At 65.4% G+C, this 23814-nt stretch carries 22 protein-coding genes; 11 read left to right on the forward strand and 11 right to left on the reverse strand.

Translation table 11 applies throughout. The features are described from left to right. The first annotated feature begins 117 nt into the window (after positions 1 to 117). Both trmB and AC07N6_RS14775 read left to right on the forward strand, forming a co-directional pair. Positions 118 to 777: a tRNA (guanine(46)-N(7))-methyltransferase TrmB gene (gene trmB, locus AC07N6_RS14770; RefSeq protein ID WP_494782406.1), complete on the forward strand. Its 660-nt coding sequence runs from the start codon at positions 118 to 120 to the stop codon at positions 775 to 777. Then, positions 774 to 1619, forward strand: coding sequence for a DMT family transporter (locus AC07N6_RS14775; protein ID WP_494782405.1), 846 nt, complete (start codon positions 774 to 776; stop codon positions 1617 to 1619). Before trmB ends, AC07N6_RS14775 begins: the two co-directional genes overlap by 4 nt. Before the next feature lie 91 nt (positions 1620 to 1710). Here the strand turns inward: AC07N6_RS14775 and AC07N6_RS14780 are convergent, their stop codons facing one another. Further along, positions 1711 to 3612 carry a potassium transporter Kup gene (locus AC07N6_RS14780; RefSeq protein WP_494782404.1) on the reverse strand — a complete coding sequence of 634 codons (1902 nt, stop codon included), beginning with the start codon at positions 3610 to 3612 and terminating at the stop codon, positions 1711 to 1713. A gap of 458 nt (positions 3613 to 4070) precedes the next feature. Here AC07N6_RS14780 and AC07N6_RS14785 point away from each other — a divergent pair, with 458 nt between their 5' ends. The 6 genes from AC07N6_RS14785 (at position 4071) to AC07N6_RS14810 (ending at position 8646) form a co-directional block, all read left to right on the forward strand. After that, the gene (locus AC07N6_RS14785) at positions 4071 to 5123 is read left to right on the forward strand and encodes an ABC transporter substrate-binding protein (RefSeq protein ID WP_494782403.1); all 1053 of its coding nucleotides are present in this window, start codon (positions 4071 to 4073) and stop codon (positions 5121 to 5123) included. A 1-nt stretch (position 5124) separates the two neighbouring features. Beyond that, a complete protein-coding gene (locus AC07N6_RS14790) occupies positions 5125 to 6132 on the forward strand; it encodes an ABC transporter substrate-binding protein (RefSeq protein ID WP_494782402.1) in 1008 nt (335 codons plus the stop codon). Further along, complete coding sequence (locus AC07N6_RS14795) at positions 6113 to 6979, forward strand: ABC transporter ATP-binding protein (RefSeq protein ID WP_494782401.1); 867 nt, start codon at positions 6113 to 6115, stop codon at positions 6977 to 6979. The genes AC07N6_RS14790 and AC07N6_RS14795 overlap by 20 nt, the downstream gene beginning before the upstream one ends. 27 nt (positions 6980 to 7006) lie before the next feature. Continuing rightward, entirely contained in the window at positions 7007 to 7873 is an 867-nt protein-coding gene (locus tag AC07N6_RS14800; RefSeq protein WP_494782400.1) for an ABC transporter permease, read from the forward strand. Positions 7874 to 8018: 145 nt separating this feature from the next. Further along, a complete protein-coding gene (locus AC07N6_RS14805; protein ID WP_494782399.1) occupies positions 8019 to 8366 on the forward strand; it encodes a type II toxin-antitoxin system RelE/ParE family toxin in 348 nt (115 codons plus the stop codon). Further along, on the forward strand, positions 8347 to 8646 hold the full coding sequence (locus AC07N6_RS14810; RefSeq protein ID WP_494782398.1) for a helix-turn-helix domain-containing transcriptional regulator: 300 nt from the start codon (positions 8347 to 8349) through the stop codon (positions 8644 to 8646). Before AC07N6_RS14805 ends, AC07N6_RS14810 begins: the two co-directional genes overlap by 20 nt. A 28-nt stretch (positions 8647 to 8674) precedes the next feature. On the opposite strand, the gene AC07N6_RS14815 is transcribed toward AC07N6_RS14810, so the two are convergent. The 9 genes from AC07N6_RS14815 to AC07N6_RS14855 all read right to left on the reverse strand — a co-directional run bounded on the left by AC07N6_RS14815 (position 8675) and on the right by AC07N6_RS14855 (position 18015). Continuing rightward, on the reverse strand, positions 8675 to 9448 hold the full coding sequence (locus tag AC07N6_RS14815; protein WP_494782397.1) for a class II aldolase/adducin family protein: 774 nt from the start codon (positions 9446 to 9448) through the stop codon (positions 8675 to 8677). Positions 9449 to 9522: 74 nt separating this feature from the next. Further along, positions 9523 to 10548, reverse strand: coding sequence for a ketopantoate reductase family protein (locus AC07N6_RS14820; RefSeq protein ID WP_494782396.1), 1026 nt, complete (start codon positions 10546 to 10548; stop codon positions 9523 to 9525). Between the two features lie 97 nt (positions 10549 to 10645). Further along, positions 10646 to 11395, reverse strand: coding sequence for an ABC transporter ATP-binding protein (locus tag AC07N6_RS14825; RefSeq protein WP_494782395.1), 750 nt, complete (start codon positions 11393 to 11395; stop codon positions 10646 to 10648). Further along, positions 11385 to 13259, reverse strand: coding sequence for a branched-chain amino acid ABC transporter ATP-binding protein/permease (locus AC07N6_RS14830; protein ID WP_494782394.1), 1875 nt, complete (start codon positions 13257 to 13259; stop codon positions 11385 to 11387). Before AC07N6_RS14830 ends, AC07N6_RS14825 begins: the two co-directional genes overlap by 11 nt. Continuing rightward, on the reverse strand, positions 13256 to 14290 hold the full coding sequence (locus tag AC07N6_RS14835; protein WP_494782393.1) for a branched-chain amino acid ABC transporter permease: 1035 nt from the start codon (positions 14288 to 14290) through the stop codon (positions 13256 to 13258). Before AC07N6_RS14835 ends, AC07N6_RS14830 begins: the two co-directional genes overlap by 4 nt. 125 nt (positions 14291 to 14415) lie before the next feature. Then, positions 14416 to 15567 (reverse strand): ABC transporter substrate-binding protein, encoded by a 1152-nt coding sequence (locus AC07N6_RS14840; protein ID WP_494782392.1) that lies wholly within the window; start codon positions 15565 to 15567, stop codon positions 14416 to 14418. A gap of 99 nt (positions 15568 to 15666) precedes the next feature. Beyond that, complete coding sequence (locus AC07N6_RS14845) at positions 15667 to 16410, reverse strand: SDR family NAD(P)-dependent oxidoreductase (protein WP_494782391.1); 744 nt, start codon at positions 16408 to 16410, stop codon at positions 15667 to 15669. 52 nt (positions 16411 to 16462) lie between these two features. Further along, a complete protein-coding gene (locus AC07N6_RS14850) occupies positions 16463 to 16825 on the reverse strand; it encodes a hypothetical protein (protein ID WP_494782390.1) in 363 nt (120 codons plus the stop codon). 29 nt (positions 16826 to 16854) lie between these two features. Beyond that, entirely contained in the window at positions 16855 to 18015 is a 1161-nt protein-coding gene (locus tag AC07N6_RS14855; RefSeq protein WP_494782389.1) for an acyl-CoA dehydrogenase family protein, read from the reverse strand. A gap of 280 nt (positions 18016 to 18295) precedes the next feature. Between AC07N6_RS14855 and AC07N6_RS14860 the strand changes: the two genes are divergently transcribed. Further along, complete coding sequence (locus tag AC07N6_RS14860; protein WP_494782388.1) at positions 18296 to 19807, forward strand: PAS domain-containing sensor histidine kinase; 1512 nt, start codon at positions 18296 to 18298, stop codon at positions 19805 to 19807. Between the two features lie 316 nt (positions 19808 to 20123). Further along, a complete protein-coding gene (locus tag AC07N6_RS14865) occupies positions 20124 to 21182 on the forward strand; it encodes a porin (protein ID WP_494782387.1) in 1059 nt (352 codons plus the stop codon). A gap of 119 nt (positions 21183 to 21301) precedes the next feature. Here AC07N6_RS14865 and AC07N6_RS14870 read toward each other — a convergent pair whose 3' ends face one another. Beyond that, complete coding sequence (locus tag AC07N6_RS14870; protein ID WP_494782386.1) at positions 21302 to 22231, reverse strand: LysR family transcriptional regulator; 930 nt, start codon at positions 22229 to 22231, stop codon at positions 21302 to 21304. Between the two features lie 395 nt (positions 22232 to 22626). Between AC07N6_RS14870 and AC07N6_RS14875 the strand changes: the two genes are divergently transcribed. Further along, complete coding sequence (locus tag AC07N6_RS14875) at positions 22627 to 23784, forward strand: amidase family protein (protein ID WP_494782385.1); 1158 nt, start codon at positions 22627 to 22629, stop codon at positions 23782 to 23784. Positions 23785 to 23814: the final 30 nt, after the last annotated feature.

A 23814-nucleotide genomic window follows, 5' to 3' on the forward strand; every position in this document is an offset into this window, starting at 1 on the left:
GTGAAAACGCCGCGCCCGCCAGCGCGGCGTTTTTCTTTGCGCTGCCGCTCTACTGCTCTGCTGAAATAATGGCGAACAAGCCCTAGAATTGCGCTTTCGTCTTCTTTTGCGCAGTCCGTGAACTCATCCCCCATCAGCAGCGCGCAAACCGGCACGCATGAACAGCTGGCCGACCTCGTCGCGCGCCATGCCGCACACGCGTTCCGCAAACCTATCGCCGACTACAACCGCCGCGCCTTCGAGCACAGCATGGCGGCCTGGCGCGCCGCCGGCGAAGCGCCGCTGATCCTCGACACCGGCTGCGGCGTGGGGCTGTCGACACTGCACCTGGCTGCGCAATACCCCGACCACTTCGTGATCGGCATCGACCAGTCGGCCGACCGGCTGGCGCGCAACACGCATTGGGAAGGCCCGGAACCCGGCAACCTGTGTTTCGTGCGGGCCGACCTGGTCGACTACTGGCGCCTGGCGGCCGATGCCGGCTGGCGTCCGGCGCGCCACTACCTGCTCTATCCCAATCCCTGGCCCAAGATCGGCCACCTCGCACGACGCTGGCACGGCCACGCCGTCTTCCCAACCATCCTCCAACTGGGCGGCCATCTCGAATGCCGCAGCAACTGGCGCATCTATGTCGAGGAATTCGCCGCGGCGCTGAACCAGTTGAGCGGGCTGCACGCCGTCGCCGAGCCCTACGCCACCGACGCCCCCATCACCCCCTTCGAGCGCAAGTACCTCGCCTCCGGCCATTCTCTCTGGCGCTGCCGCGCAACTCTATGAACCTCGCCATCATCGGGCTGGTACTGACAGCCGCCCTGTTGCATGCCTCGTGGAACGCCTTGCTCAAGAGCAGCGCCGACCGCCTGGCCTCACTGTCGCTGATGACCATCGGCGCCGGCGTGGCCGCCGTCCCGCTGGTGCTGTGGCGCCCGCTGCCCGATCCGGCCAGTTGGTTTTGCATCATCCTCTCCGGCATCCTGCATACCGGCTACAACCTGTTCCTGATCCGCGCCTACAAGATCGGCGACTTCGGCCAGTCCTACCCCATCGCGCGCGGCTCCTCGCCGCTGCTGGTGGCGCTGGGCGCCGCCGTGTTCGCCGGCGAGCAATTGGGCATCTATACCGCCATCGGCATCGCGCTGGTCTCCGTGGGTATCGTCAGCCTGGCCAACCTGCGCGGCATCGGCAACCGCGAACACCTGCGGGCGCCGGCAGCCGCCTTTGCCACCGGCGCCTTCATCGCGGCCTACACCGTCACCGACGGCATCGGCGCGCGCCTGGCCGGCGACTCGATTTCCTATACCGGCTGGCTGTTCGTGCTCGACAGCATCCCGCTGGCGCTGATCTACCTTTACAAACATCGCCGTTCGCCGCTCGCCCTGGGCCAGCGCGACACCTGGATCAGCCTGTTCGGCGGCGTGATGTCGCTGCTGGCCTACGGCATCGTCATCTGGGCCGTCACGCTGGCGCCGATGGGCATGGTCTCGGCACTGCGCGAAACCTCGGTGCTGTTCGCGCTGCTGATCGGGGCGATCTTCCTGGGCGAAAAGCTGACGTTGCGGCGGGTCCTGTCTTGCGTGGTGATCGCAGCGGGGGCGGTGGTGCTTGGAATGCGGCATTAGATTGCGGTATTAAGCGGCAGCAATGCAGAAAGCAAAACGGCGATGATTGCTCATCGCCGTTTTGCTTTTCCGGGCCGCCGTCAGGCAGCGATCAGATTTCTATCTTGGTGCCCAGCTCCACCACCCGGTTGGCGGGAATGTTGAAGAAGTCCGATGGCTTGGCGCCGTTCTGGTACATCCAGGCGAACAGCCGCTCGCGCCACAGCGACATGCCCAAGAGCTTGCTCGGCACCACCGTGTCGCGCGCCAGGAAGAACGAGGTGTCCATCAGGTCGAAATGGTGGCCGAACTGCTGCTCGGCCAGCGCCATCACGCGGTTCACCTCCGGCGTCTCCTTGAAGCCGAAGGAAGCGCGCAGCAGGTGAACCTGGCCGCCCAGGTCCTTGATGGTCAGGCGCTCGCTGTCGGCCACGTAAGGCACGTCCCAGATGCTGATCTTCAGGAAGAACACCCGCTCGTGCAGGATGCGGTTGTGCTTGAGGTTGTGCAGCAGCGCCACCGGCACGGTGTTGATGTTGCCGGTCATGAAGACGGCGGTGCCGCCCACGCGGTGCGGCGGATGCGCCAGCAGGCCTTCGACGAAGGGCTCCAGCGGGATGCCGTCGTCCTTGATGCGCATGCGCAGCAGCATGCGGCCGGAATACCACGTCATCAGCAGGAAGAACGCCGCGCCGCCGATCACCAGCGGGAACCAGCCACCCTCGGTGAGCTTGAGCAGGTTGGCGGCAAAGAACGCCACGTCCACCACCATGAAGCAGCTGATGACCAGCACCACCGCCGGCAGCCGCCACTTCCAGATATGGCGCATCACCACGCCCAGCAGCATGGTGGTGATCACCATGGTGGTGGTCACCGCCACGCCGTACGCGGCGGCCAGGTTGTCCGATTTCTTGAAGGCCAGCACCACGGCCACCACCAGCACCAGCAACATCCAGTTGATCAGCGGGATATAGATCTGGCCCTGCTCGTCTTCGGAGGTGTGCAGGATGCGCATGCGCGGCACGAAGCCCAGCAGGATGGCCTGGCTGGTCAGCGAGAAGGCGCCCGAGATCACCGCCTGCGACGCGATCACCGTGGCGCAGGTCGCCAGCAGCACCATCGGCAGCACCAGCGCCTCGGGCACCATCAGGTAAAAGGGGTTCTTGATCGCCGCCGGGTTGGCGATCAGGTTGGCGCCCTGGCCGAAGTAGTTGATCAGCAGCGCCGGCATGACCGTGAAAATCCAGGCGAAGCGGATCGGCTTGATGCCAAAGTGGCCCATGTCGGCATACAGCGCCTCGGCCCCGGTCAGCACCAGCACCACCGAGCCCAGCACGATGAAGGCCTGCAGCGAATGCTCGGCCATGAAGCGCGCGGCATAGTAAGGATTGATCGCCACCAGCACTTCCGGCGCCTTGACGATGTTGTATATGCCCAGCAAGGCCAGCGACAGGAACCAGGCGAACATCACCGGCCCGAAGAAACGGCCCACTACGCTGGTGCCGTGGCGCTGGATCAGGAACAGCACCACCACGATGGCGATCGTCAGCGGGATCACCACATGGGCGGTCTGCGGCGCGGCGATCTCCAGCCCTTCCACCGCCGACAGCACCGAGATGGCCGGCGTGATCACCACGTCGCCGTAGAACATGCAGGCGCCGAACACGCCCAGCATCATCAGCAGCTTGGCGCGCGGCGAGCCCGACACGGCCGACCGCAGCGACAGCGCCATCAGGGCCAGCACGCCGCCTTCGCCGTTATTGTCGGCGCGCAGCACGAACAGCACGTATTTGACGCTCACCACGATGGTGATGGCCCAGAACAGCATGGAGATGATGCCCAGCACCGCGTCGGGAGAAAAGGCGATGCCGTGGTCGGGGCTGAAACACTCCTTGAGCGCATACAACGGACTGGTGCCGATGTCGCCGAACACCACGCCGAGCGCGGCCAGTGTGATCAGGTGCAGCTTCTGCGAACGGAAGGAAAGATTTGGATTGGTGTGAGACGAACTCATCGGACTCCCTTTGCTTCTTCAAATTGTCGCCGCAGGCCTTGCGCAAAAAATGTAAATCAGGGCATCCGGCCGGGCAGGAGGCGTACTTTATCGCACTCTACCTGCGGTGCGCGCAAATTGCCCGGGCCGCATGCCGGACGTTGCGCCGCTGCCTCTGCCCAGGCATCCGGAACTTGACAGCACGGCAATACAGCGGTTCGGGTTTTGCCGGCCGGCTCCCGGCATGGCGCATCTTCCCGCGCCCTTGCCGCATGGCCGGCCCGACCGCCAAAAGCCGCCAACCACACGGTTTCACGGCCTATACCGTAGCCTCATATGGATATGCGGTAATCGAGTTTTTCTTTCTCCCGCTCCCTTTATATACTCCAATCGAATAAAGAACCACGGTTTTTCGGCAATATGGTTCTAAGTCAATTCCCCGACGGCCAGCCGGCCCTCTTTCACAACGACAGGACATCATGCAACCAGCTCGCCCCACGCCGGGACGTCTCCGGCGCCTCATTTCCAACACCCTGGCCGCTTCGGCCACCGGCGCACTGGCGCTGTCGCTGCTGGGCGCGCCGATGGCAGCGCATGCCGAAGGGCAGCTGCGCATCGCCGAGCAGTTCGGCATCGTCTACCTGTTGCTCAACGTCGCGCAGGACCAGCAACTGATCGAAAAGCACGGCCGCGCCGCTGGCGTGGACATCAAGGTCGAGTGGCTCAAGCTCTCCGGCGGTTCGGCCGTCAACGACGCCTTGCTGTCCGGCTCGGTGGATATCGCCGGCGCCGGCGTGGGCCCGCTCCTGACCATCTGGGACCGCACCTACGGCAAGCAAAACGTGCGCGGCGTGGCGTCGCTGGGCAACTTCCCCTACTACCTGGTGAGCAACAACCCGAACGTGAAGACCATCGCCGACTTCACCGAGAAGGACCGCATCGCGCTGCCGGCGGTAGGCGTGTCGGTGCAGTCGCGCGTGCTGCAGTTCGCCTCGGCCAAGCTGTGGGGCGACGCCCAGTACAACAAGCTGGACAAGATCAGCATCGCCGTGCCGCACCCGGACGCCACCGCCGCCATCATCAGCGGCGGCACCGAGATCACCGGCCACTTCGGCAACCCGCCGTTCCAGGAACAGGAACTGGCCGGCAATCCCAAAGCGCACATCGTGCTGAACTCCTACCAGGTGCTGGGCGGCCCGTCCTCCGCCACGGTGTTGTACGCGACCGAGAAATACCGCCGCGACAACCCCAAGACCTATAGCGCCTTCGTCGGCGCGCTGGATGAAGCCGCGAAGTTCATCGCCGCCAATCCCGAGAAGGCGGCCGACATCTACCTCAAGGTCAACAAGGGCAATACCGACCGCAAGCTGCTGCTGCAAATCATCAAGAACCCGGAAGTGCAGTTCAAGATCGGCCCGCAGAACACTTATCCGCTGGCCGAGTTCATGCACCGCGTGGGCGCCATCAAGAACAAGCCGGCCTCGGTGAAGGATTACTTCTTCGAGGACGCCCATATCCAGGGAGGCAGCTGACATGCCGTTCGCACGCACATTTTTCCCGGCCCTGACGGCCGGCCTGATCGCCCTCGGCCTAGTCGCCAACGCGCATGCCGAAGGCCAGATCCGCATCGCCCAGCAGTTCGGCATCGGCTACCTGATCCTGGACGTGGTGCAGGACCAGAAGCTGATCGAAAAGCAGGGCAAGAAGGAAGGTCTCGACATCAAGGTCGAATGGAACAGCCTGTCCGGTTCCACCGGCATGAACGAGGCGCTCCTGGCCGGCGCGCTGGATGTGGTCTCGGCCGGCGCCCCGCCGGCGCTGGTGCTGTGGGACCGCACGCGCGGCCGCCAGAACGTCAAGGCGATCGCCTCGCTGGGCTCCATGCCCAACTACCTGCTGTCGAGCAATCCGAACGTGAAGACCGTCAAGGATTTCAGCAGCAAGGACCGCATCGCGGTGCCGGCCGCGGGCGTGGGCTTCCAGTCGCGCACGCTGCAGATCGAGACCGCCAGGCTGTATGGCAAGGACAACTACAAGCGCTTCGACGACATCACGGTGAGCCTGTCGCACCCGGACGCCACCGCCGCGCTGCTGGCCGGCGGCTCGGAAATCAATGCCCATTTCTCCAGCCCGCCGTTCCAGTACCAGGCGCTGGAAAACAAGAACGTGCACAAGGTGATCAGCTCCTACGACATCCTGGGCGGCCCGGCCTCCTTCAACTTCCTGTACACCACGCAGAAGTTCCACGACGAGAACCCGAAGACCTACCGCGCCTTCTACAACGCGCTGGTGGAAGCGGCCGAATTCATCCGCAACAACAAGGCCAAGGCGGCCGATACCTTCATCCGCGTGCAGAAGTCCAAGCTGGCGCCGGAGTTCGTGCGCAAGATCGTGGAAGACCCGGAAATCAATTTCACCGTCTCGCCCGAGCGCAGCTTCGTGTATGCCGAAAAGCTGCATGAGATCGGCGTGCTGAAGAACCGCGCGACGTCATGGAAAGACTACTTCTTCGAGGAAGCGTATGCACAACCCGGCAGCTGAAGCGGCCAGCGTATCGGCCGCCGTCCAGGCCTCCACGCCGCTGCTGCAGGTAGACCAGGTCAGCCTGCAGTACCGCACCGCCTCGGCCGTGGTGCAGGCCACGCATGATGTCAGCTTCGGCGTCTATCCGGCCGACCGCTTCGTGCTGCTCGGCCCTTCCGGCTGCGGCAAGTCGAGCCTGCTGAAATCGGTGGCGGGCTTCCTGCCCCCGGCTTCCGGCGAGATTCGGCTGGATGGCCAGACCGTGCGCCATCCGGGCCCGGACCGCATCGTGGTGTTCCAGGAATTCGACCAGCTGCCGCCGTGGAAGACGGTGCTGCAAAACGTGATGTTCCCGCTGCTGGCTTCGAAGACGCTGGGCAAGCGCGCAGCCGCCGAACGCGCCCGCCACTACCTGGAGAAAGTCGGCCTGGCGCGCTTCGCCGACGCCTATCCGCACACGCTCTCGGGCGGCATGAAGGCGCGCGTGGCGATCGCCCGGGCGCTGGCCATGCAGCCCAAGATGCTGCTGATGGACGAGCCCTTCGCCGCGCTCGATGCGCTGACCCGCCGCAAGATGCAGGAAGAACTGCTGACGCTGTGGGACGAGGTGCGCTTCACGCTGCTGTTCGTCACCCACTCGATCGAAGAGGCGCTGGTGGTGGGCAACCGCATCCTGCTGCTCTCGCCCCATCCGGGCCGCGTGCGCGCCGAAATCAACAGCCACCAGTACGACCTCGCCAGCCTGGGCGGCGCCGGTTTCCAGCAGACCGCGCAGCGTATCCACCGGCTGCTGTTCGACGAAGGCGCGGCCCCCGCCGCACCGGAGAAACCGATCAATTTCGGCGACGTGCGCTTCTCCTACTGAAGCGCCGCGCCCACCGAGATAAGCACCATGAACCTGACGCCCCCCGTGCGGGAAGAATATGAACTGCCGCTGACGCCCTTGTCCGGCGTGGTACTGGAACGCCGCCTCTCGCTGCCCCAGCGCATCTGGCAGCAAGCCTGGATCCGCAAGGGCGCGATCCTGTTGCTGCTGGCCATCGTGTGGGAACTCGTCGGCCGCTGGCAGGACAACGACCTGCTGCTGCCCACCTTCGGCCAGACCGCGCAGGCCTTTGCCGACGGCCTCGCCAGCGGCGAGCTGTTCAACAAGACCTGGCTGTCGTTGCAGGTGCTGCTCAAGGCCTATGTGCTGGGCATCGCCGCCGCCTTCGTGCTGACCACGCTGGCGGTCTCCACCCAGTTCGGCCGCGACCTCTTGAGCACGCTGACCTCGATGTTCAACCCCTTGCCGGCCATCGCCCTGCTGCCCATCGCCCTGCTGTGGTTCGGCCTGGGCCAGGGCAGCCTGATCTTCGTGCTGGTGCATTCGGTGCTGTGGGCGCTGGCGGTCAATACCTACGCCGGCTTTTTGGGCGTATCCGACACCTTGCGCATGGCCGGCCGCAACTATGGCTTGCGCGGCCTGCCGTTCGTGCTGCAGGTGCTGGTGCCGGCCGCGCTGCCGTCGATCCTGGCCGGCCTGCGCATCGGCTGGGCCTTCGCCTGGCGCACGCTGATCGCCGCCGAGCTGGTGTTCGGCGCCACCAGCGGCAAGGGCGGCCTGGGCTGGTACATCTTCCAGAACCGCAACGAGCTCTATACCGACAAGGTATTCGCCGGACTGGCGATGGTGATCCTGATCGGCCTGCTGGTGGAGAACCTGGTATTCAATACGCTGGAGCGGGTGACGGTGAAGCGCTGGGGGATGCAGCGCTGACGCCATAGAAATCTCCACAGATTTCGTTGATTCGCGAGGACGGATGCCTGCACGGGCATCCGTCCTTTTTTTATCATTCCATTATCCAGAGAGGTTGCAGCGCGCCAATATCATTTCCTTGATTTTTATTCGTCAATAAACGAAAATGAATTATCTCGTCGAGCACTACCTGACTGCCGACAGGCGGAAAAACATCTACGGCGACTGGCTGCAGGGCTTACGAGACGCGCGTGCAAAGATGGCCGTGATCCGGCGAGTAGTGCGAATGGAGAACGGCAATTTCGGCGACCACAAGTTTTGCCGGGATGGCGTGTGGGAGCTGCGCATCGATACAGGCCCGGGTTATCGGGTGTATTTCGCCAGCACAGGCGGCCGCATCGTCCTGCTGCTATGCGGTGGCGACAAGCGCACACAAGAGGCCGATATTGCGCGCGCCGTCGAATACTGGAAAGATTGGCTGCAAAGGAGCGATCATGAGAAGCAGACCCAATGACGAAGTCATGGCCGAAATGTACCGAGAAGACCCGGCCCTGGCGCTGGACGTGATCAACGCCATCCTCGAAGACGGCGACCAGTCCGAGCTGCTGGTCGTGCTGCGCCAGCTGGCGCAGGCATTCGGCGGCGTGCCGGCGGTGGCCGAGCGGGCGCAGTTGAACCCGACCCAGCTCTACCGCACGCTGTCGTCGGAGGGCAATCCCGGCCTTGCCAGCCTCACCGCCATCCTCAAGGCGATGGGCCTGGGCTTGCAGGTCAAGCCGCTGACGCACACCTGAACCGGCGTTGCCGCTGGGCTGGCGAGGTTCAGGCCAGCTTCTGCGCCTTCAGCATCTTCCGCACGATCGCCTCGAAGAAAATCACCGCAAACCCGTCATTGTGGATCAACTGCTGCGTCAGGTCGGCGCACTTCTGCCGCACCTCGTCGCTCAGTTGCACATCCTCCCCGCCCATCGCCCGCCCGGCCGCCTGGATCTCGGCGGCGCGCTGTACCGTCCACAGCAGGAAGAAGGCGCGCTGGATGTCGCGCTCGCACACCGCCACGCCGTGGTTGCGCAGCACCAGGATGTGCTTCTCGCCCAGGCTCTCCAGCATGCGCTCCTTCTCTTCGGCGAACAGCGTAATGCCCTCGAACGCGTGGTAGCCGATGCGGCCGAACAGTTGCGCGCCGTAGAAGTCGTTGTGCTCGAAACCGGACTTCTTCATGGTCACCGCCGAGATCGGCGTGGTGTGCGTGTGGATCACGCAATGCAGGTCGTCGCGCGCGCCGTGGATGGCGCTGTGCAGGGCGAAGCCGGCGGGGTTGGCCTTGTATTCGGACGCTTCGACCAGGTGGCCGTCGAGGCCGACCTTGAGCAGGTTGGCCGGCGTCACCTCGTTGTAATTCAGCGCGAAGGGGTTGACCAGGTAATGGTTCTGCGGCCCCGGCAGGCGCGCCGAGATGTGATTGAAGATCATCTCGGTCCAGCCAAGGTAATCCACCAGCCGATAGCAGTGCGCCAGCTGGATGCGCAAGCGCCATTCCTCGTCGCTGCAGTGGGCCGGCTGCTCGGCGCCGTAGCTGTATTGCATGATGCTCATCGTTGCAACTCCTGATGCTGTCTGTCATTGATAAGGCCGCGCCGCTCCCGGCGCGGCCGCTTCCCCGGATGCTGTCAGGCCGCGTGGGCGGCGTATTCCCGCTGCGCGGCCGCGCCGCGAAAACGCGCCAGCGATACCACCGCGCGCGTGATCGGCATCGGCACGGCAAAACGTCCGGCCAGTTCCAGCACGGCGTCGCCGATGGCCGCCAGCTCCAGCGGCCGGCCGCGTTCCAGGTCTTGCAGCATCGAGGTGCGGAACGGGCCCATCGCCTCGCCCAACTGCACGAAGGTAAGCGGGTCGATATCCACGCGCGCGCCGTAGCTTGATGCCACCAGCAAGGCCTCGCGCATGATCTGGGTGACCACCTCGCGCAGTTCGGGCTGGCCGTAGAGCTGCTCCAGCGTGCCATGCGTGATCACCGACAGCGGATTGGTGCTGATGTTGGCGATGATCTTGGTCCACAGCTTGTCGCGGATGCGGTCGGTGGCGCGCGCCTCGATGCCGGCGGCCTCGATCGCGGCGCGCACGCGCATGAGGCGCCCGCTCATTTCGCCGGAAGGTTCGCCCAGCACGATCAGGTGCGGATTGACCGACCTGATCAGGCCCGGCGCGGCGACCTCGGCGGTGATGAACAGCACGCTGCCGACCAGGTTCTCCAGCGGCACGGCCTGCGCCAGCGCGCCTTGTGGGTCGACCGCGCGCACCGGCTCGCCGTCGAAGCGTCCGCCCTCCTTGTGGAAGTACCACCATGGCACGCCATTGTTGGTCGGGATCACCACCGTGCCGGGGCCGACCATCGGCCGCAATTGCGGCAGCAGGCCGGCCATGTCCTGGCTCTTGGCGCAGACGAAGATCGCGTCCTGCAGGCCGAAGTCGGGACGCTCGCTGGCGGCGGGCCGCGCGTGGCTCTCGCCGTGCAGGTCGTGCAGCACCAGCCCGTTGTCACGGATGGCCTGCAGCGTGCTGCCGCGCGCCAGCACGCTGACGTGATGGCCGGCAACCGACAGCCGCACCGCCAGCGTGCCGCCAATGGCGCCGGCGCCGGCGATGCAGATACGCAAGGCGTTTTCCGGCGCCACTTTGTTCTCAATGCTCATGTCGCTCACCCAACATTGGCGAATTGTTTGTCGAAGGCGATGCTCCGCCCTGCCGGCGGCCCGCCGCCGGCATGTCACTTCCGGTTATTGGCCGCCTTCAGCCCGCCAGCTTGTCCTGGTGCTTGCCTGACAGGCCCAGGTAAGCCTCGATCACGCGCGGGTCGTGCGCCAGTTGGCTGGCCGGGCCATGCATCCTGATCTCGCCGTTTTCCAGCACGTAACCATAGTCGGCCACCTGCAGCGCGGCGCGCGCGTTCTGCTCCACCAGCAGGATGGAAACGCCGCGCCGGCGCAACTCGGCGATGATGCGGAAGATCTCGCGCACGATCAGCGGCGCCAGGCCCAGGCTGGGTTCGTCCAGCATCAGCAGCTTGGGCTTGGCCATCAGCGCGCGGCCCACCGCCAGCATCTGGCGCTCGCCGCCCGAGAGCGTGCCGGCCAATTGCGTGCGCCGCTCGCGCAGGCGCGGGAACAGCGTGTAGACCTCTTCCAGCGTGTCCTTGTAATCGCGCCGGCCGGTGCGGTAGCGGTGGAAGGCGCCCAGCATCAGGTTGTCCTCGATATTCATCTCGGAGAACAGCTCGCGCTTTTCCGGCACCAGCGTCATGCCGGCGGCCACCATCTCTTCCACCTCGGGCGAAGTGCGGATGACGCCGTCGAAAGCCATCGCGCCGCGCGAAGACAGCACGCCCATGATGGCCGACAGCAGCGTGGTCTTGCCGGCGCCGTTGGGGCCGATAACGGTGACGATCTTGCCCTGCTCGACGCCGAGGTTGATGCCCGAGAGCACCTGGACACGGCCGTAGCCCGCAGACAGGTCGCGCACTTCCAATACCTTATTGCCCATGTTGCGCTCCCGCGATTGCCGCTTGCGGCGACGGTGACGATGACAGCGGCGGCGCCTCTTCCTCGTCGGCCACGCCGAGATAGGCTTCCAGCACCGCCTGGTTGTTCTGGATCTCTTCGGGCAAGCCCTCGGCGATCTTCTGGCCGAAGTCCATCACCACGATGCGGTCCACCAGTTCCATCACGAAATCCATGTCATGCTCGACCAGCAGGATCGCCATGCCCTCGGCGCGCAGCCGGCGCAGCAGGTCGCCCAGCGCCTGCTTCTCGCCCAGGCGCAGGCCGGCGGCCGGTTCGTCCAGCAGCAGCAGGCAGGGATCGGCGGCCAGCGCACGGGCGATCTCCAGAATGCGCTGCTGTCCCAGCGAGAGCGAACCCGCCAGCGCATGCATCTGCGCCTTCAGGCCCACACGCTCGATCTGGCGCGCCGCCTCGGCCAGGATGCGCGCTTCTTCCTTGCGGTCCAGCCGCAGCATCGAGGCCAGCACTCCGCGCTTGCCGCGCAAGTGGGCGCCGATGGCGACGTTCTCCAGCACCGTCATGCGCGACATCAGGCGCACATGCTGGAAGCTGCGGCTCATGCCCAGGCCGGCGGTGTGGCGCGAACCCTTGCCCGTCACCTCATGGCCGCGGAACTGCACGCTGCCCGAGGTCGGCGTATCCACGCCCGATATCTGGTTGAACAAGGTCGACTTGCCGGCGCCGTTGGGGCCGATCAGGGCCAGCACCTCGCCGGCGAAGACCTTCAGGTTCATGTTGTTGTTGGCCACCAGTCCGCCGAACTTGCGCGTGACATCGCGCACATCCAGCACCACCTCGTCGGGATTGAGCGCAGCGCGGCGCGGCAGCGGTTCGGCATCGGGGTCGATCTGCAGGCGGCGCGCGCGCACCGGCACCAGCCTGGCCAGGTAAGGCCAGATGCCATCGCGCGAGCGCTGCAGCAGCACCACGATCAGCAGGCCGAAGACGATGCTCTCGAAGTTGCCCGAGCGCCCCAGCAGCGCCGGCAGCAGGCCCTGCAGCCATTCCTTGAGGATCACGATCAGGCCGGAACCCAGCAGCGCGCCCCAGACATGGCTGGCGCCCCCCAGCACCGCCATGAACAGGTAATCGATGCCGAAGCCCAGGCCGAACGGCGAGGGATTGACGAAGCGCTGCATGTGCACGTACAGCCAGCCGGACACCGCCGCGAACAGCGCCGCCAGCACGAAGATCACGATGCGCGAGCGCGCCGTGTCGATGCCCATCGCCTCGGCCATCACCATGCCGCCCTTGAGCGCGCGGATGGCGCGGCCCTGGCGCGAGTCGAGCAGGTTGTTCAGCGCCGCCACCCCGAGCAGCACCGCAATCCAGATCAGGCCGTAGATCAGCCGGTCCGACGTCAGCGCCAGACCGAACAGCGAGATCGACGGGATGCCCGACATGCCGGTCTGGCCGCCCATGCTCTCCAGCGTGCCGAAGATGAAATACATGCTGATGCCCCAGGCGATGGTGCCCAGCGGCAGGTAATGGCCCGACAGCTTGAGCGTGACGCCGCCCACCAGCAGCGCCAGCAAGGCCGTCAGCGCCAATGCCACCACCAGCGCCGCCCACGGCGAATGCATCCAGGCCAGCGCCGCCGGCAGCGGCAGCACATTGGCCGACAGCGCCGCCGAGATGTAGGCGCCCAGGCCGACGAAGGCCGCCTGGCCGAAACTGGTCAGGCCGGCCACGCCGGTCAGCAGCACCAGCCCCAGCACCACCAGCGCAGCCAGGCCGATATTGTTGAGCAAGGTCATGTAGAACGAGGGCAGCACCAACGGCGCGGCCGCCAACAGCAGCACGAACACGCCCAGCACCGTGCGCGAAGAAACGGGACGCTTCATTCTTCGTCCTCCACATGGCGGCTGGTCAGCGAGCGCCACAGCAGGATCGGGATGATCAGGACAAACACGATGATTTCCTTGTAGGCGCTGGCCCAGAAGGTGGAGAACGATTCGATCAGGCCGATCGCGACGGCGCCGATGGCGGCAGCCGGATAGCTCACCAGGCCGCCGATGATGGAACCGACGAAGCCCTTGAGGCTGATCAGGAAGCCCGAGTCGTAATACATGGTGGTGATGGGAGCGATCAGGATCCCCGACATCACGCCGATCAGCGCGGCGAGGAAGAACATGGCCTTGCCGGCGAACACCGGCGAGATGCCCATCAGGCGCGCGCCCATGCGGTTCAGCGCGGCCGCACGCAGGGCCTTGCCGTACAGCGTGCGCTCGAACATCAGAAACAGGCCCACGATCAGCAGCAGCGACACGCCGATGACCCAGATCGCCTGGCTGCTCAAGCGCAGCGATCCCAGTTCCAACGCGGCGTCGGTAAACGGCGCGGTGCGTACGCCCTCGGGGCCGAACACCAGCAGCGCCACGCCGACCAGCGCCACGTGCACGGCGATCGATACCACCAGCAGCACCAGCGGCGAAGCGCCGGCGATGGGCTGGAACACGATACGGTACATCAACGGCCCCATCGGCACCAGCAGCAGCAAGGTCATGGCCACCTGCAGCGGCATCGGCAGCGTGGCGAAGGGCAGCGTGAAGGCCAGCCAGGCGACCGCCGCCGCATACGCCAGCTTGGCCGGCAGCCACAGGCTGGGGCGACGCCGCGCGCCGCGCCACATGTCGGCCAGGTCGAACGCGGCCGAACCCAGGCATAACGCAACCAGCAGCCAGGCCACGGTAAGCGGCTGGCCGTTTTGCATCATGCCCATGGTCAGCGCGCCGAAGGAGACGAATTCGCCCTGCGGGATCAGGAGGATGCGGGTGACGGTAAACACCAGCACGATGGAAAGCGCCAGCAGCGCATAGATGGCGCCGTTGGTGATGCCGTCCTGTCCCAGCAGCGCCACGATTTGGAGATTCATTGCGACTTCCTTGGTGAGCCCGTCTTCTTGCGGCGGGTTCGGGGATGCATGTCTGTCGATGTCTGTCGGTAAAGCTTCGATACGGCATGACCCGCCGTATCGAAGGCCAAACAACAATCCGACAATTACTTCAGCAACATCCAGTTGCCGTTCTTGACCGTGATCAGCTCGCGGCCGCGCTCGTCGAAACCGCTGTGGTCGGCCGGCGACATGTTGTACACGCCCTGGGTGGCCACCAGTTCCCTGGTGTTTTCCAGCGCATCGCGCAGGGCCGCGCGAAATTCCCTGGTGCCCGGCTTGCCCTTCTTGGCGGCAGCCGGAATGGCCTGTTGCAGCAGCAGGCCGGCGTCATACACGTTGGCGCCGAAGGTGGCCGGCACGCTGCCGTACATCTTCTTGTAGGCCTCGATGTAGTCGGCGGCGATCTTCTTGGACGGATTGCTGTCGGGCATTTCCGGCAGCACCAGCATCAGGCTGGCCGCCAGGATGGTGCCCTCGACCTTGTTCTTGCCCAGTTGCAGGAAGGCCGGCAATGCCGCGCCGTGGGTCTGGTACATCTTGCCCTTGTAACCCTGGTCGAACAGGGTGGTCTGCGGCAGCACGGTGGCCGCGCCCGGCGCCGCCACCAGCACCGCGTCGGGATTGGCCGCCATGATCTTCAGCGTCTGCGCGGTGACCGAGGTGTCGGTGCGCTGGTAGCGTTCGTTGGCGACGATCTTGATGCCGGCCTTGCCGGCCAGCTCGCCGAACACCTTGTTCCAGTTCTCGCCGAACGGATCGTTGATGGTGATGAAGCCGACTGTCTTGACCTTGGTCTTGAGCATCTGCTCGACCAGCGCCTTGGCGATCAGGTCGTCGTTCTGGGTGGTCTTGAAGACCCACTTCTTTTGCTCGGTCATCGGCAGCACCACGGCGGCGGTGCCGACCGGCGCCAGCAGCGGCACGCCGGCTTCGGCGGCGAACGAAATCACGCCCATGGCGTTGGGCGAACCGCTGGGGCCGATGATGGCGTCGACGTTGTATTCGGCAATCAGCTTCTTGACTTCGGTGACCGACTTGGTCGGATCGCTGGCGTCATCGAGCGAGATGTATTCGACCTTGAGGTCGCCGGCCTTGGCCGGCAACAGCGGCACGGTATTTTTTTGCGGAATGCCCACCAGCGATACCGGGCCGGTGGACGAGGTCACGACCCCGATCTTGACCTGGGCACAGGCGATGGACGTGACGGAGACGGCGGCCAGCGCGACGGCGGCGGCAATCAGGCGTTTGTGCAGCATGTTGGTTTCTCCCTTGGTGAGTGAATACGATGGCGGTACGGCAGATACTTGCCGTGGCGGCATTTCCCGACGCCGCCACGCAGTCGAAACAGATCCGGCTCAGCGCATGAACAAGCCGCCGTTGATGTCGAGGCAAGTGCCGGTAGCCGCGCCGGCGTCGGGCGAAGCCAGCAGCAGCACCGCGTCGGCGATGAAGTCGGGCTCGCCCAGCGCCTTGACCGGGATGTTCTGGATGGTCGCGGCCAGCTTGTCGGCCGGCACGATCTCGCGCACGATGGGCAAATCCAGCGGGCCCGGCGAGATGGCGTTGACCGTGACCCCGGCTCCCGCCAGTTCGCGCGCGAACACCTTGGTCAATGTCAGCACCCCGCCCTTGGCCGCCGCATAATGCGCGCCGGTGGCGGTGCCGCCGTTCTGCCCGGCCAGCGAGGCGATGTTGACGATGCGTCCGTAACCGCGTTCGGCGAAGCGTTTGCCGAACACCTGGCACGCAAGAAACGTGCCCTTCAGGTTGATGGCGGTGACCTCGTCGAACTCTTCCGGCGTGATCTCCATCAGCGCCGCCACGCGCGATTGGCCGGCGTTGTTGACCAGCACCGCGGCGCCGCCCCAGCGCAGTTCGATGGCGTCGCAGGCGGCGATGAAATCGGGCTTGCGGCGCACATCCAGCGCCAGCGCCATTGCCGTGGCGCCGCTGGCGTCGAAGCTGGCGGCCGCGGCCGAAGCCAGTTCCAGGTCGACGTCGGCCAGCGCCACCTTGTAGCCGGCGGCGTGCATCTTGCGCGCGATGCGTTCACCAAGGCCGCGGGCCGCGCCCGTGACCAGTGCAATCTTCTTGTCCATGGGTTCCTGTCGGGTGAGAGCGTATGGGTCGGGCGGCATGCCATCCCGAAGGTCAGCCCTGGATGATCAGCGCGCGGCCGACGCGCGCTTCGATCTTGCCGTACTTCCACAGGCGGTGTTCGCCCACCATGGTGGTGCGAAACAGGTTGCAGGCGGCCACCACGGTATCGAGGTCGGCCACGTCGGCCATGATGTAGAAGGTCCAGGGCGCGGCGTCGGACTTGCCTACCATCAGGCGGTCGTCATCCATGGTGCCGAGCACGTCGATGCCATCCATTTTTGCCAGCGCGCTCATCATGTCGCCGTAGGCTTTCCATACCGGGCCGGTCTCGGTGGCCGGCAGGTCGAAGAAATTTTGCGTGACGCCCACGCAAAACAGCACGCGCAGCGATTCTTTTTCGGTGGTTTGGGTCATGTCGATCTCCGTCTTGAATACCATGTCGATTACAAAAATCCGGGCATCGGCGGCACGCCCAGCGTCACCGCGCCGACGCCGTCGTAGATGCCTTCGCCCAGGAAGGCGTGCTGCTTGACCACGGCGGCGTCGCGCAAATAGCGCTGCAGCGGATGGTGCGAATAGATGGCGGTGGTGCCGGCCAGGCCGAACATGCTCTGCACCACTTCGTTGCCGGCCTTGGCGATCTCCACCGCGCTCAGGCGCAACAGGCTGACCTGTTCCGGCGTGACCGGATTGCCGGCCAGGATCGATTGCCACACGTCGTCGGTGGCGTCGTACAGGAAGGCGCGCGCCGAACGCAATTTGGCCTCGGCCTTGGCCACCTCGATGCGCACATAGGAACGCTCGGCCAGCTTGGGGGCGCCGGTGATGGCCACGCGTCCGCCCGACATCTGGTTGATCTCGTCGATCGCGGCGCGCGCGATGCCGAGGTTGACCACGCCCAGCACTTGCGCCGCGTAGGCGATGGTCGGATAGCGGTACAGCGGCTCATCGATGGTGGGCGCGCCGCCGCGGATGAAGGTCCATTCGTCCGGCACGAATTGCTGCGTCACCTTGAGGTCGTGGCTGCCGGTGCCGGCCAATCCCATCACGTCCCAGTTGTCGACGATCTCTACCTTGGCCGGCGGCAGCACCGCGGTGCGCGGCTTGGCGCCTTGCTGGCCCGGCACGGCCGCGCCGATGCCCACGCCCAGCATGTCGGCGCCCTTGCAGCCGCTGGCGAATTTCCAGGTGCCGTTGACCATCCAGCCGCCGTCCACTTGCGTGGCCGGCTGGATCGGAAACAGCCCGCCGGCAAATGCCAGGTCGGGCGAATCGGCATACAGCCTGGCTTGCGTTTCCCTGGGCAGCGCCGCCAGGTAGACCGAGGCCGAACCGAAGCTGGCGACCCAGCCCACCGAACCGTCGGCTTCCGAAATCTTCTCGATCAATTGCAGGAAGGCGCTCGGCGCCAGGCCGCTGCCGCCGAAGCACTTGGGCGTGGCGGCGCGGTAGACGCCCAGCTTTTTCAACTGGGCGATGAATTCCCTGGGCACGAAACGCTGGCGGCCGAACTCGTCGCGGCGCGCGCGGATCTCGGTAAACAATTGCGCCATCGCCTCTTCCTCGCTGGCCGCCAGCGCAGCCGGTACTTCCATCACGGACATCTCGTTCTCCAAAATTGCTTGCTGCATCGGATGACAGGCGGATGCTGTCGTTCTGGAAATCGAGTGTAGGGAGCGCAAGTTCCCGGTTCAATCGGGACGGCCGCGGGATTTTTAGGGGATAGGTAGAAGGCAGCTAAAGAAATTACCTAGGCATATTGGCAAGATCGTCCCAATGCACGCCGCATCGGCCTGAGCGATGCGGTCGGCGCCGCGATTTCCTTTAGAATCGATCGACATCGGATATCGGCCGGCGCCGCCCCACCAACACGCGAAGACTTCCATGAGCACCGACGACACTCCCATGCGGTTTGAATTCGACGACTTCAAACGCATGATGGATGCGCTTTCCATCTGCATCATCCTGCACGACGCCCAGACCAAGTCGATCCTCTGGGCCAACCCCTCGGCCTGCCAGGTGCTGGGCTTCACGCTGGAGGAACTGCTGCCGCTGAAGGCGCCCGACATGAGCCGCCGTTCGCACGAGTACCGCCGCGAGATCGGCCGCAAGTGGCTGCACGAGGCGGTGCTGCACGGGCGCAACATGATCGAGTGGTGCTACCGCGCCAAGAACGGCGACGAGATCATGTCGGAGGCGATCGCCACGCTGGTCAAGCTGTCCGGGCGCGACGTGATCATGGTGCAGTTCCGCGACATCGCGCGCGAGGAGCAGATCAAGCGCGACATGAAACGGCTGGAGGCGCGCCTCAAGGAATTCATGCAGGACTCCGACGAAGGCGTGGCGGTGCTGCGTCCCGACGGCGGCATCGAATACATCAGCGACGCCGGCCGCAAGCTGCTGGGGGTGCGGCCCGGCCAGCATCCGCCCAAGAACTTCGCCCAGATGTGCATGCCGGACTCGCGCGAGGAACTGCTGGAGCTGCTCACGCTGGCGCTGCCGGATGCGATCTCCTTCCCGATCCGTTACCAGCTGGTGCAGAAGAACGGCAGCAAGCGCTGGCACCATGCCACCTGCCGCTACATCGAGATCGAGAACGACCTCAAGGGCCACCTGCTGCACTTCCACGACATCAGCGACCAGGTCGAGGCCGAAGAGGCGCGCCTGCGCGACCAGGCCGCACTGGAATACCTGGCGCGCCACAACGCCATGGGCGAGATGGCCACCGCCATCGCGCACGAACTGTCCCAGCCGCTGGCGGCGATCCGCAACTTCCTGGAAGGCTCGATGCTGCGCATCAACGGCAGCGAGGCGCTGCGCGAGCATGCCGAGGGCATCGTCTGGGGACTGGAGAATGCCGGGCGCCAGGTCGACCATGCCGCCGCCATCATCAAGAGCGTGCGCGAGTACGTGGTCAAGCTGGAGCAGACCGAGGCCGTCATCGACCTCAACGCGATCGTAGGCGAGGTGCGCTACTTCATCGAGCTCAAGGCCGCCGAAGCCAAGGTCGAGGTGCACATCGCGCCGGCCGCCGACATGCTGGAGGTAAGCTGCGAGAAAGTGCTGATCGGCCAGGTGATCCTGAACCTGGCCTTCAACGCCATCGAAGAGATGACGCGCTTTCCGCAACACATGCGGCGCATCGAGATCGCCTGCGAGCGGGCCGGCGAGACCGCGCTGCTGCGCGTGTCCGACCAGGGCGGCGGCATCGCGGCGGGCCACCGCGAGCGGCTGTTCGACGGCTTCTTCTCTTCCAAGGTGAGCGGCAACGGCATCGGCCTGGCGCTGTGCAAGAACATCGTGGCGCGCCATCGCGGCGACATCTGGGCGCAACCCGGCCAAACGCGCGGCGCCAGTTTCTGCTTCGCATTGCCGTTGGTGAAAAGCCACATATAAAGATACCTTTAGCGCCGCGCCGGATTGGTGACGGCGCGCACTCCACTGGTGAAGCAGGCCGCCCGCGCCGCGCAAAGGCTCGCAATTGCGCACCGAATTTGCGAGAAACCGCCACTTCCCTTCCAACATCAGCCGCGCTTATCGCGCTGATCCAATGCGCCAATTTGATCTGGCGCAAAGCCCATCCCTACCATCGGCCTTGCATGACGTTGTCGTGACTGCGTTCGGAGTCCGCGCGGCGCGTTGTGTCCACCGGAAGTCTGTGCACGCACGTGTACGCACATTCACTACGCAACACTACAGGGAGCCTCATTACATGAAGAAGAAACTGCTGGTCGCCGCGACGCTCGCGGCATGTACCGGAATGGCGCATGCGCAGAGCAGCGTCACCATTTACGGCCTGATCGACATCGGCATGACCTACTACTCCAGCGCGCGCACCAGCACCGGCGGCAATGCGTCGCTGCTGCGCATGGACAGCGGCATCGCGCAGGGCAGCCGCATCGGCTTCAAGGGCACCGAAGACCTGGGCGGCGGACTGTCGGCCTTCTTCACCCTGGAAAACGGCTTCAATTCCGACGACGGTTCGATGGGCCAGGGCGGCCTGCTGTTCGGGCGCCAATCCTTCGTGGGCATCGGCAGCAAGGAGTGGGGCTCGGTCAGCCTGGGCCGCCAATATGACTTCATGGCCAACCTGGGCGGCCAGTACGCCATGGGCGCGCTGTCGCCGGCCGGTTCCTTCGCCTGGGGCCTGCATGCCGACGCCGCCAACGGCGCCGCGCTGAACAACCACATCTTCGCCGGCGACCGCACCAACAATTCGCTGAAGTACAGCAGCAACAAGATGGGCGGCTTCTCCTTCGGCGCCATGTACGGCTTCGGCGAAGTGGCCGGCAACAACACGGCCGGGCGCACCATCAGCGCCACCGGCCAGTACGACAACGGCCCGTTCAGCAGCGCGCTGTCCTATACCGACATCAAGGATTCGACCGGCAGTTACTCGACCCGCATGTACGGCCTGGGCGCCAGCTACCAGTTGAACGCCTTCAAGTTCTTCGGCGTAGCCACGCAGGTGAAGAACACCAACACCAGCGCCAAGGCCACCACCTATGAACTGGGCACGGTCTATGCACTGACGGCGCTGTGGGATTTGTCGGCGGCCTACCAGTTCCAGAGCCGCAACCAGGGCGTGGGCAATGCGCAGGCGGTCATCGCGATGGCCGACTACAAGATCTCCAAGCGCACCGACCTGTACGTGGGCGCCGTGTATGACCGCGACAAGGGCTACCGCGCCTATCCGGTCTACGGCGGCGGCGCGCAGTCGGCCACCGGCAACCAGAGCGCGGTGCGCATGGGCATCCGCCACCGCTTCTGATGCTGCAGGAAATAGTCCGAGCAAGCGTGCCCGTTTGACTGACATCCGGCGGGCACGGTCTTGAGGTAGCAGGAACGGCCCGTCACGGACGGGCCTTCTGCATTAGAGGAATACGTATCTCAACTGCTGCGGCCGTACTGCTGCAGCATGTCGATGAAGATCTGGCGCAACCAGGAATTGCCGGCGTCGTTGTCGAAAGCCTCGTGCCAATGCAGCGTGATCTCGACCGTCGGGATTTCCACCGGCAACTGATAGGCCATGAAGGCGTCCGGGTGTTCGCTCTGGAACAGCTTGGCGATGCGCAGCGGCACCGTGGCGACCAGGTCGGATTTGCCGAGGATGCGCGGCAGCACCGTGAAGTGCGGGATCGACAGGCTGATCTTGCGCTGCACGCCAAGCGTGCGAAACGAGCTCTCGACCTGGTGGTGGCTGCTTTCGGCCGACTCCACCAGCACGTGCGACATGGCGAGGAACTCGTCCAGTTCCAGGTGGCGCCGCTGCGGCAGGCCGTCGCGCTTGCGCATCATGCAGACGTAGGTTTCGCGGAACAGCAATTCGTAATGGGTCACCGGCTTCAAGGCCGGCAGGTTGCCGAAGGCGAAGTCGAGCTGGCCGATGCGCAGCGCCTCTTCCAGATGCGCGGGCGGCACCTGCTCCACCTGCAGCCGGGTGCCCGGCGCCTGCTCGGTGAGGATCTCGCACAGGTGCGGCAAGAACATCATCTCGGCGACATCGGTCATCGAGGCGCGGAACACGCGGGTGCTGGCGGCCGGATCGAAGCGCTCGGTGTAGCGCAACGCATCTTGCACCGCCTGCAGCGCGCGGTTGATGGGCTTGGCCAGTTCGATCGCGGTGGGGGTGGGCTGCATGCCCTCCTTGGTGCGGATGAAGAGCGGGTCGTCGAAGATCTGGCGCAACCGCCCCAGGGCGTAACTGACCGCCGGCTGGGACAGGTGCAGGCGGTTGCCCGCCAGCGTCAGGCTGCGCTCGTCGGCAATGGCCTGGAAGACGCGCAGCAGGTTGAGGTCCATGTTGTTGAACGTTGCCATCGCTGCCTTTGGGGTGAGTTGGATGGATCTGACGAAAGAAGCACCGGACGGCACATGAATCCATGCCATTTATGAGAAAAATATTTTACATCAATTTGATCTATTTTAATGCGACTTCTAGAATGCTTTCGATCAGCCAAGGTTTGATCGCTTGCATCCGGCGCCGACAAGGCCTTCCAAGCCATGCGCCCTTGAGCAACATTTCATTCATACGGATGCACCATGACACCTGAGCCAACCCAAACTACCCACACGCCATCGCCGCCGGCCGCCGGCCAGACCGCTGCGGCAACCGGCCGGGGCCTGCCAGCGGCCACGCGCCGGGCTTCGGCCCCGCGCTCGTCCGCCGCCGCCTTGCAGCGCCAGGCTGAAATCGCATGCAAGGGAGATGCCCGATGAGCGAACGCACCGTGCCCGGCACCGGCAACGCCTTGCTGTCGCGCTTCCACCTGGGCGGCAGCGGCCCCACCGTGGCCATCAAGGACTGCATCGACATCGCCGGCATGCCCACCGGCGGCGGCAGCGCCGCGCTGGCCGATGCCGCGCCCGCCACCGCGCATGCCGACGTGGTGCGCCGCCTGATCGACGCCGGCTGGCAACTCACGGCCAAGGCCAACATGCACGAACTGGCCTATGGCATGACCGGCATCAACGAATGGAACGGCACCGCGCTCAACCCGCAGGATCCGGCGCGCATGCCGGGCGGTTCCTCCAGCGGCTCGGCCGCGGCGGTCGGCGCCGGCCTGGTGGATGTCGCCATCGGCAGCGACACCGGCGGCTCGATCCGCCTGCCGGCGGCCTGCTGCGGCGTGGCAGGCTTCAAACCCACCTTCGGCCGCGTCAGCCGCGCCGGCGCCTACCCCGCGCAAAGCTCGCTGGATTGCGTCGGTCCCTTCGCCCGCCGGATGGAGCTCATCATCAGCGCGCTGGCCACCATCGCGCCCGGCTTCGACGCCGCCGCCGCCAGGGCGCCGCAGGCCGGCGCCCGCGTCAGGCTGGTGCGCAGCCAAGCCGATGCGGCAATCGCCGCCGCCATGCTGGCCGCCTTCGACGCCAGCGGCTGGCAGGGCGACGCCATCGAACTGGAGGGCATGCAAGCCGCCTTCGACGCCGGCATGGTGCTGATCAATCGCGAGACCTGGAATGCCTTCGGCCACCTGACCGGCCAGGGCCGGCTCGGCGCCGATATCGAGAAGCGCCTGTCGGCCGCCGGCGCCACCACCGATGCGGCGGTGGCCAGGGCCGAAGCGGTACGCGCCTCGTTCTCGGCCGCGGTCGACGCCGCGCTGGTGGGTGCCGACGCCCTGCTGCTGCCCACCCTGCCCCAATTGCCGCCGACGCTGGCCGACATCCGCAACGGCGCCTCGGTACTGACGCTGAGTTCGCTGGTGCGGCCGTTCAACCTGTCCGGCCATCCGGCGCTGACGATCCCGGTGGCGCTGGCCGGCAGCCAACTCAAGGCCGGACTGCAACTGGTCGGCAAAAAGGGCGACGACGAAAGAATCTGCGCGCTGGGCCTGCACCTGGAACAGGCGCTCAACGCCGCAGCGTGACACACGCCGAACCGCAACAACACAGGCAGC

This window comes from Herbaspirillum sp. GW821-FHT09A12 (assembly GCF_059418325.1).

Bases quoted from the DNA above. Each gene is read 5' to 3' on its own strand.
- AC07N6_RS14875 (WP_494782385.1), top strand. From the start codon at position 22,627: ATGAGCGAACGCACCGTGCCCGGCACCGGCAACGCCTTGCTGTCGCGC.
- AC07N6_RS14825 (WP_494782395.1), bottom strand. From the start codon at position 11,395: ATGGGCAATAAGGTATTGGAAGTGCGCGACCTGTCTGCGGGCTACGGC.
- AC07N6_RS14790 (WP_494782402.1), top strand. From the start codon at position 5,125: ATGCCGTTCGCACGCACATTTTTCCCGGCCCTGACGGCCGGCCTGATC.
- AC07N6_RS14800 (WP_494782400.1), top strand. From the start codon at position 7,007: ATGAACCTGACGCCCCCCGTGCGGGAAGAATATGAACTGCCGCTGACG.
- AC07N6_RS14780 (WP_494782404.1), bottom strand. From the start codon at position 3,612: ATGAGTTCGTCTCACACCAATCCAAATCTTTCCTTCCGTTCGCAGAAG.
- AC07N6_RS14850 (WP_494782390.1), bottom strand. From the start codon at position 16,825: ATGACCCAAACCACCGAAAAAGAATCGCTGCGCGTGCTGTTTTGCGTG.
- AC07N6_RS14870 (WP_494782386.1), bottom strand. From the start codon at position 22,231: ATGGCAACGTTCAACAACATGGACCTCAACCTGCTGCGCGTCTTCCAG.
- AC07N6_RS14785 (WP_494782403.1), top strand. From the start codon at position 4,071: ATGCAACCAGCTCGCCCCACGCCGGGACGTCTCCGGCGCCTCATTTCC.
- AC07N6_RS14855 (WP_494782389.1), bottom strand. From the start codon at position 18,015: ATGTCCGTGATGGAAGTACCGGCTGCGCTGGCGGCCAGCGAGGAAGAG.
- AC07N6_RS14865 (WP_494782387.1), top strand. From the start codon at position 20,124: ATGAAGAAGAAACTGCTGGTCGCCGCGACGCTCGCGGCATGTACCGGA.
- AC07N6_RS14810 (WP_494782398.1), top strand. From the start codon at position 8,347: ATGAGAAGCAGACCCAATGACGAAGTCATGGCCGAAATGTACCGAGAA.
- AC07N6_RS14860 (WP_494782388.1), top strand. From the start codon at position 18,296: ATGAGCACCGACGACACTCCCATGCGGTTTGAATTCGACGACTTCAAA.
- AC07N6_RS14795 (WP_494782401.1), top strand. From the start codon at position 6,113: ATGCACAACCCGGCAGCTGAAGCGGCCAGCGTATCGGCCGCCGTCCAG.
- AC07N6_RS14845 (WP_494782391.1), bottom strand. From the start codon at position 16,410: ATGGACAAGAAGATTGCACTGGTCACGGGCGCGGCCCGCGGCCTTGGT.
- AC07N6_RS14775 (WP_494782405.1), top strand. From the start codon at position 774: ATGAACCTCGCCATCATCGGGCTGGTACTGACAGCCGCCCTGTTGCAT.
- AC07N6_RS14815 (WP_494782397.1), bottom strand. From the start codon at position 9,448: ATGAGCATCATGCAATACAGCTACGGCGCCGAGCAGCCGGCCCACTGC.
- AC07N6_RS14820 (WP_494782396.1), bottom strand. From the start codon at position 10,548: ATGAGCATTGAGAACAAAGTGGCGCCGGAAAACGCCTTGCGTATCTGC.
- AC07N6_RS14835 (WP_494782393.1), bottom strand. From the start codon at position 14,290: ATGAATCTCCAAATCGTGGCGCTGCTGGGACAGGACGGCATCACCAAC.
- AC07N6_RS14805 (WP_494782399.1), top strand. From the start codon at position 8,019: ATGAATTATCTCGTCGAGCACTACCTGACTGCCGACAGGCGGAAAAAC.
- AC07N6_RS14830 (WP_494782394.1), bottom strand. From the start codon at position 13,259: ATGAAGCGTCCCGTTTCTTCGCGCACGGTGCTGGGCGTGTTCGTGCTG.
- AC07N6_RS14840 (WP_494782392.1), bottom strand. From the start codon at position 15,567: ATGCTGCACAAACGCCTGATTGCCGCCGCCGTCGCGCTGGCCGCCGTC.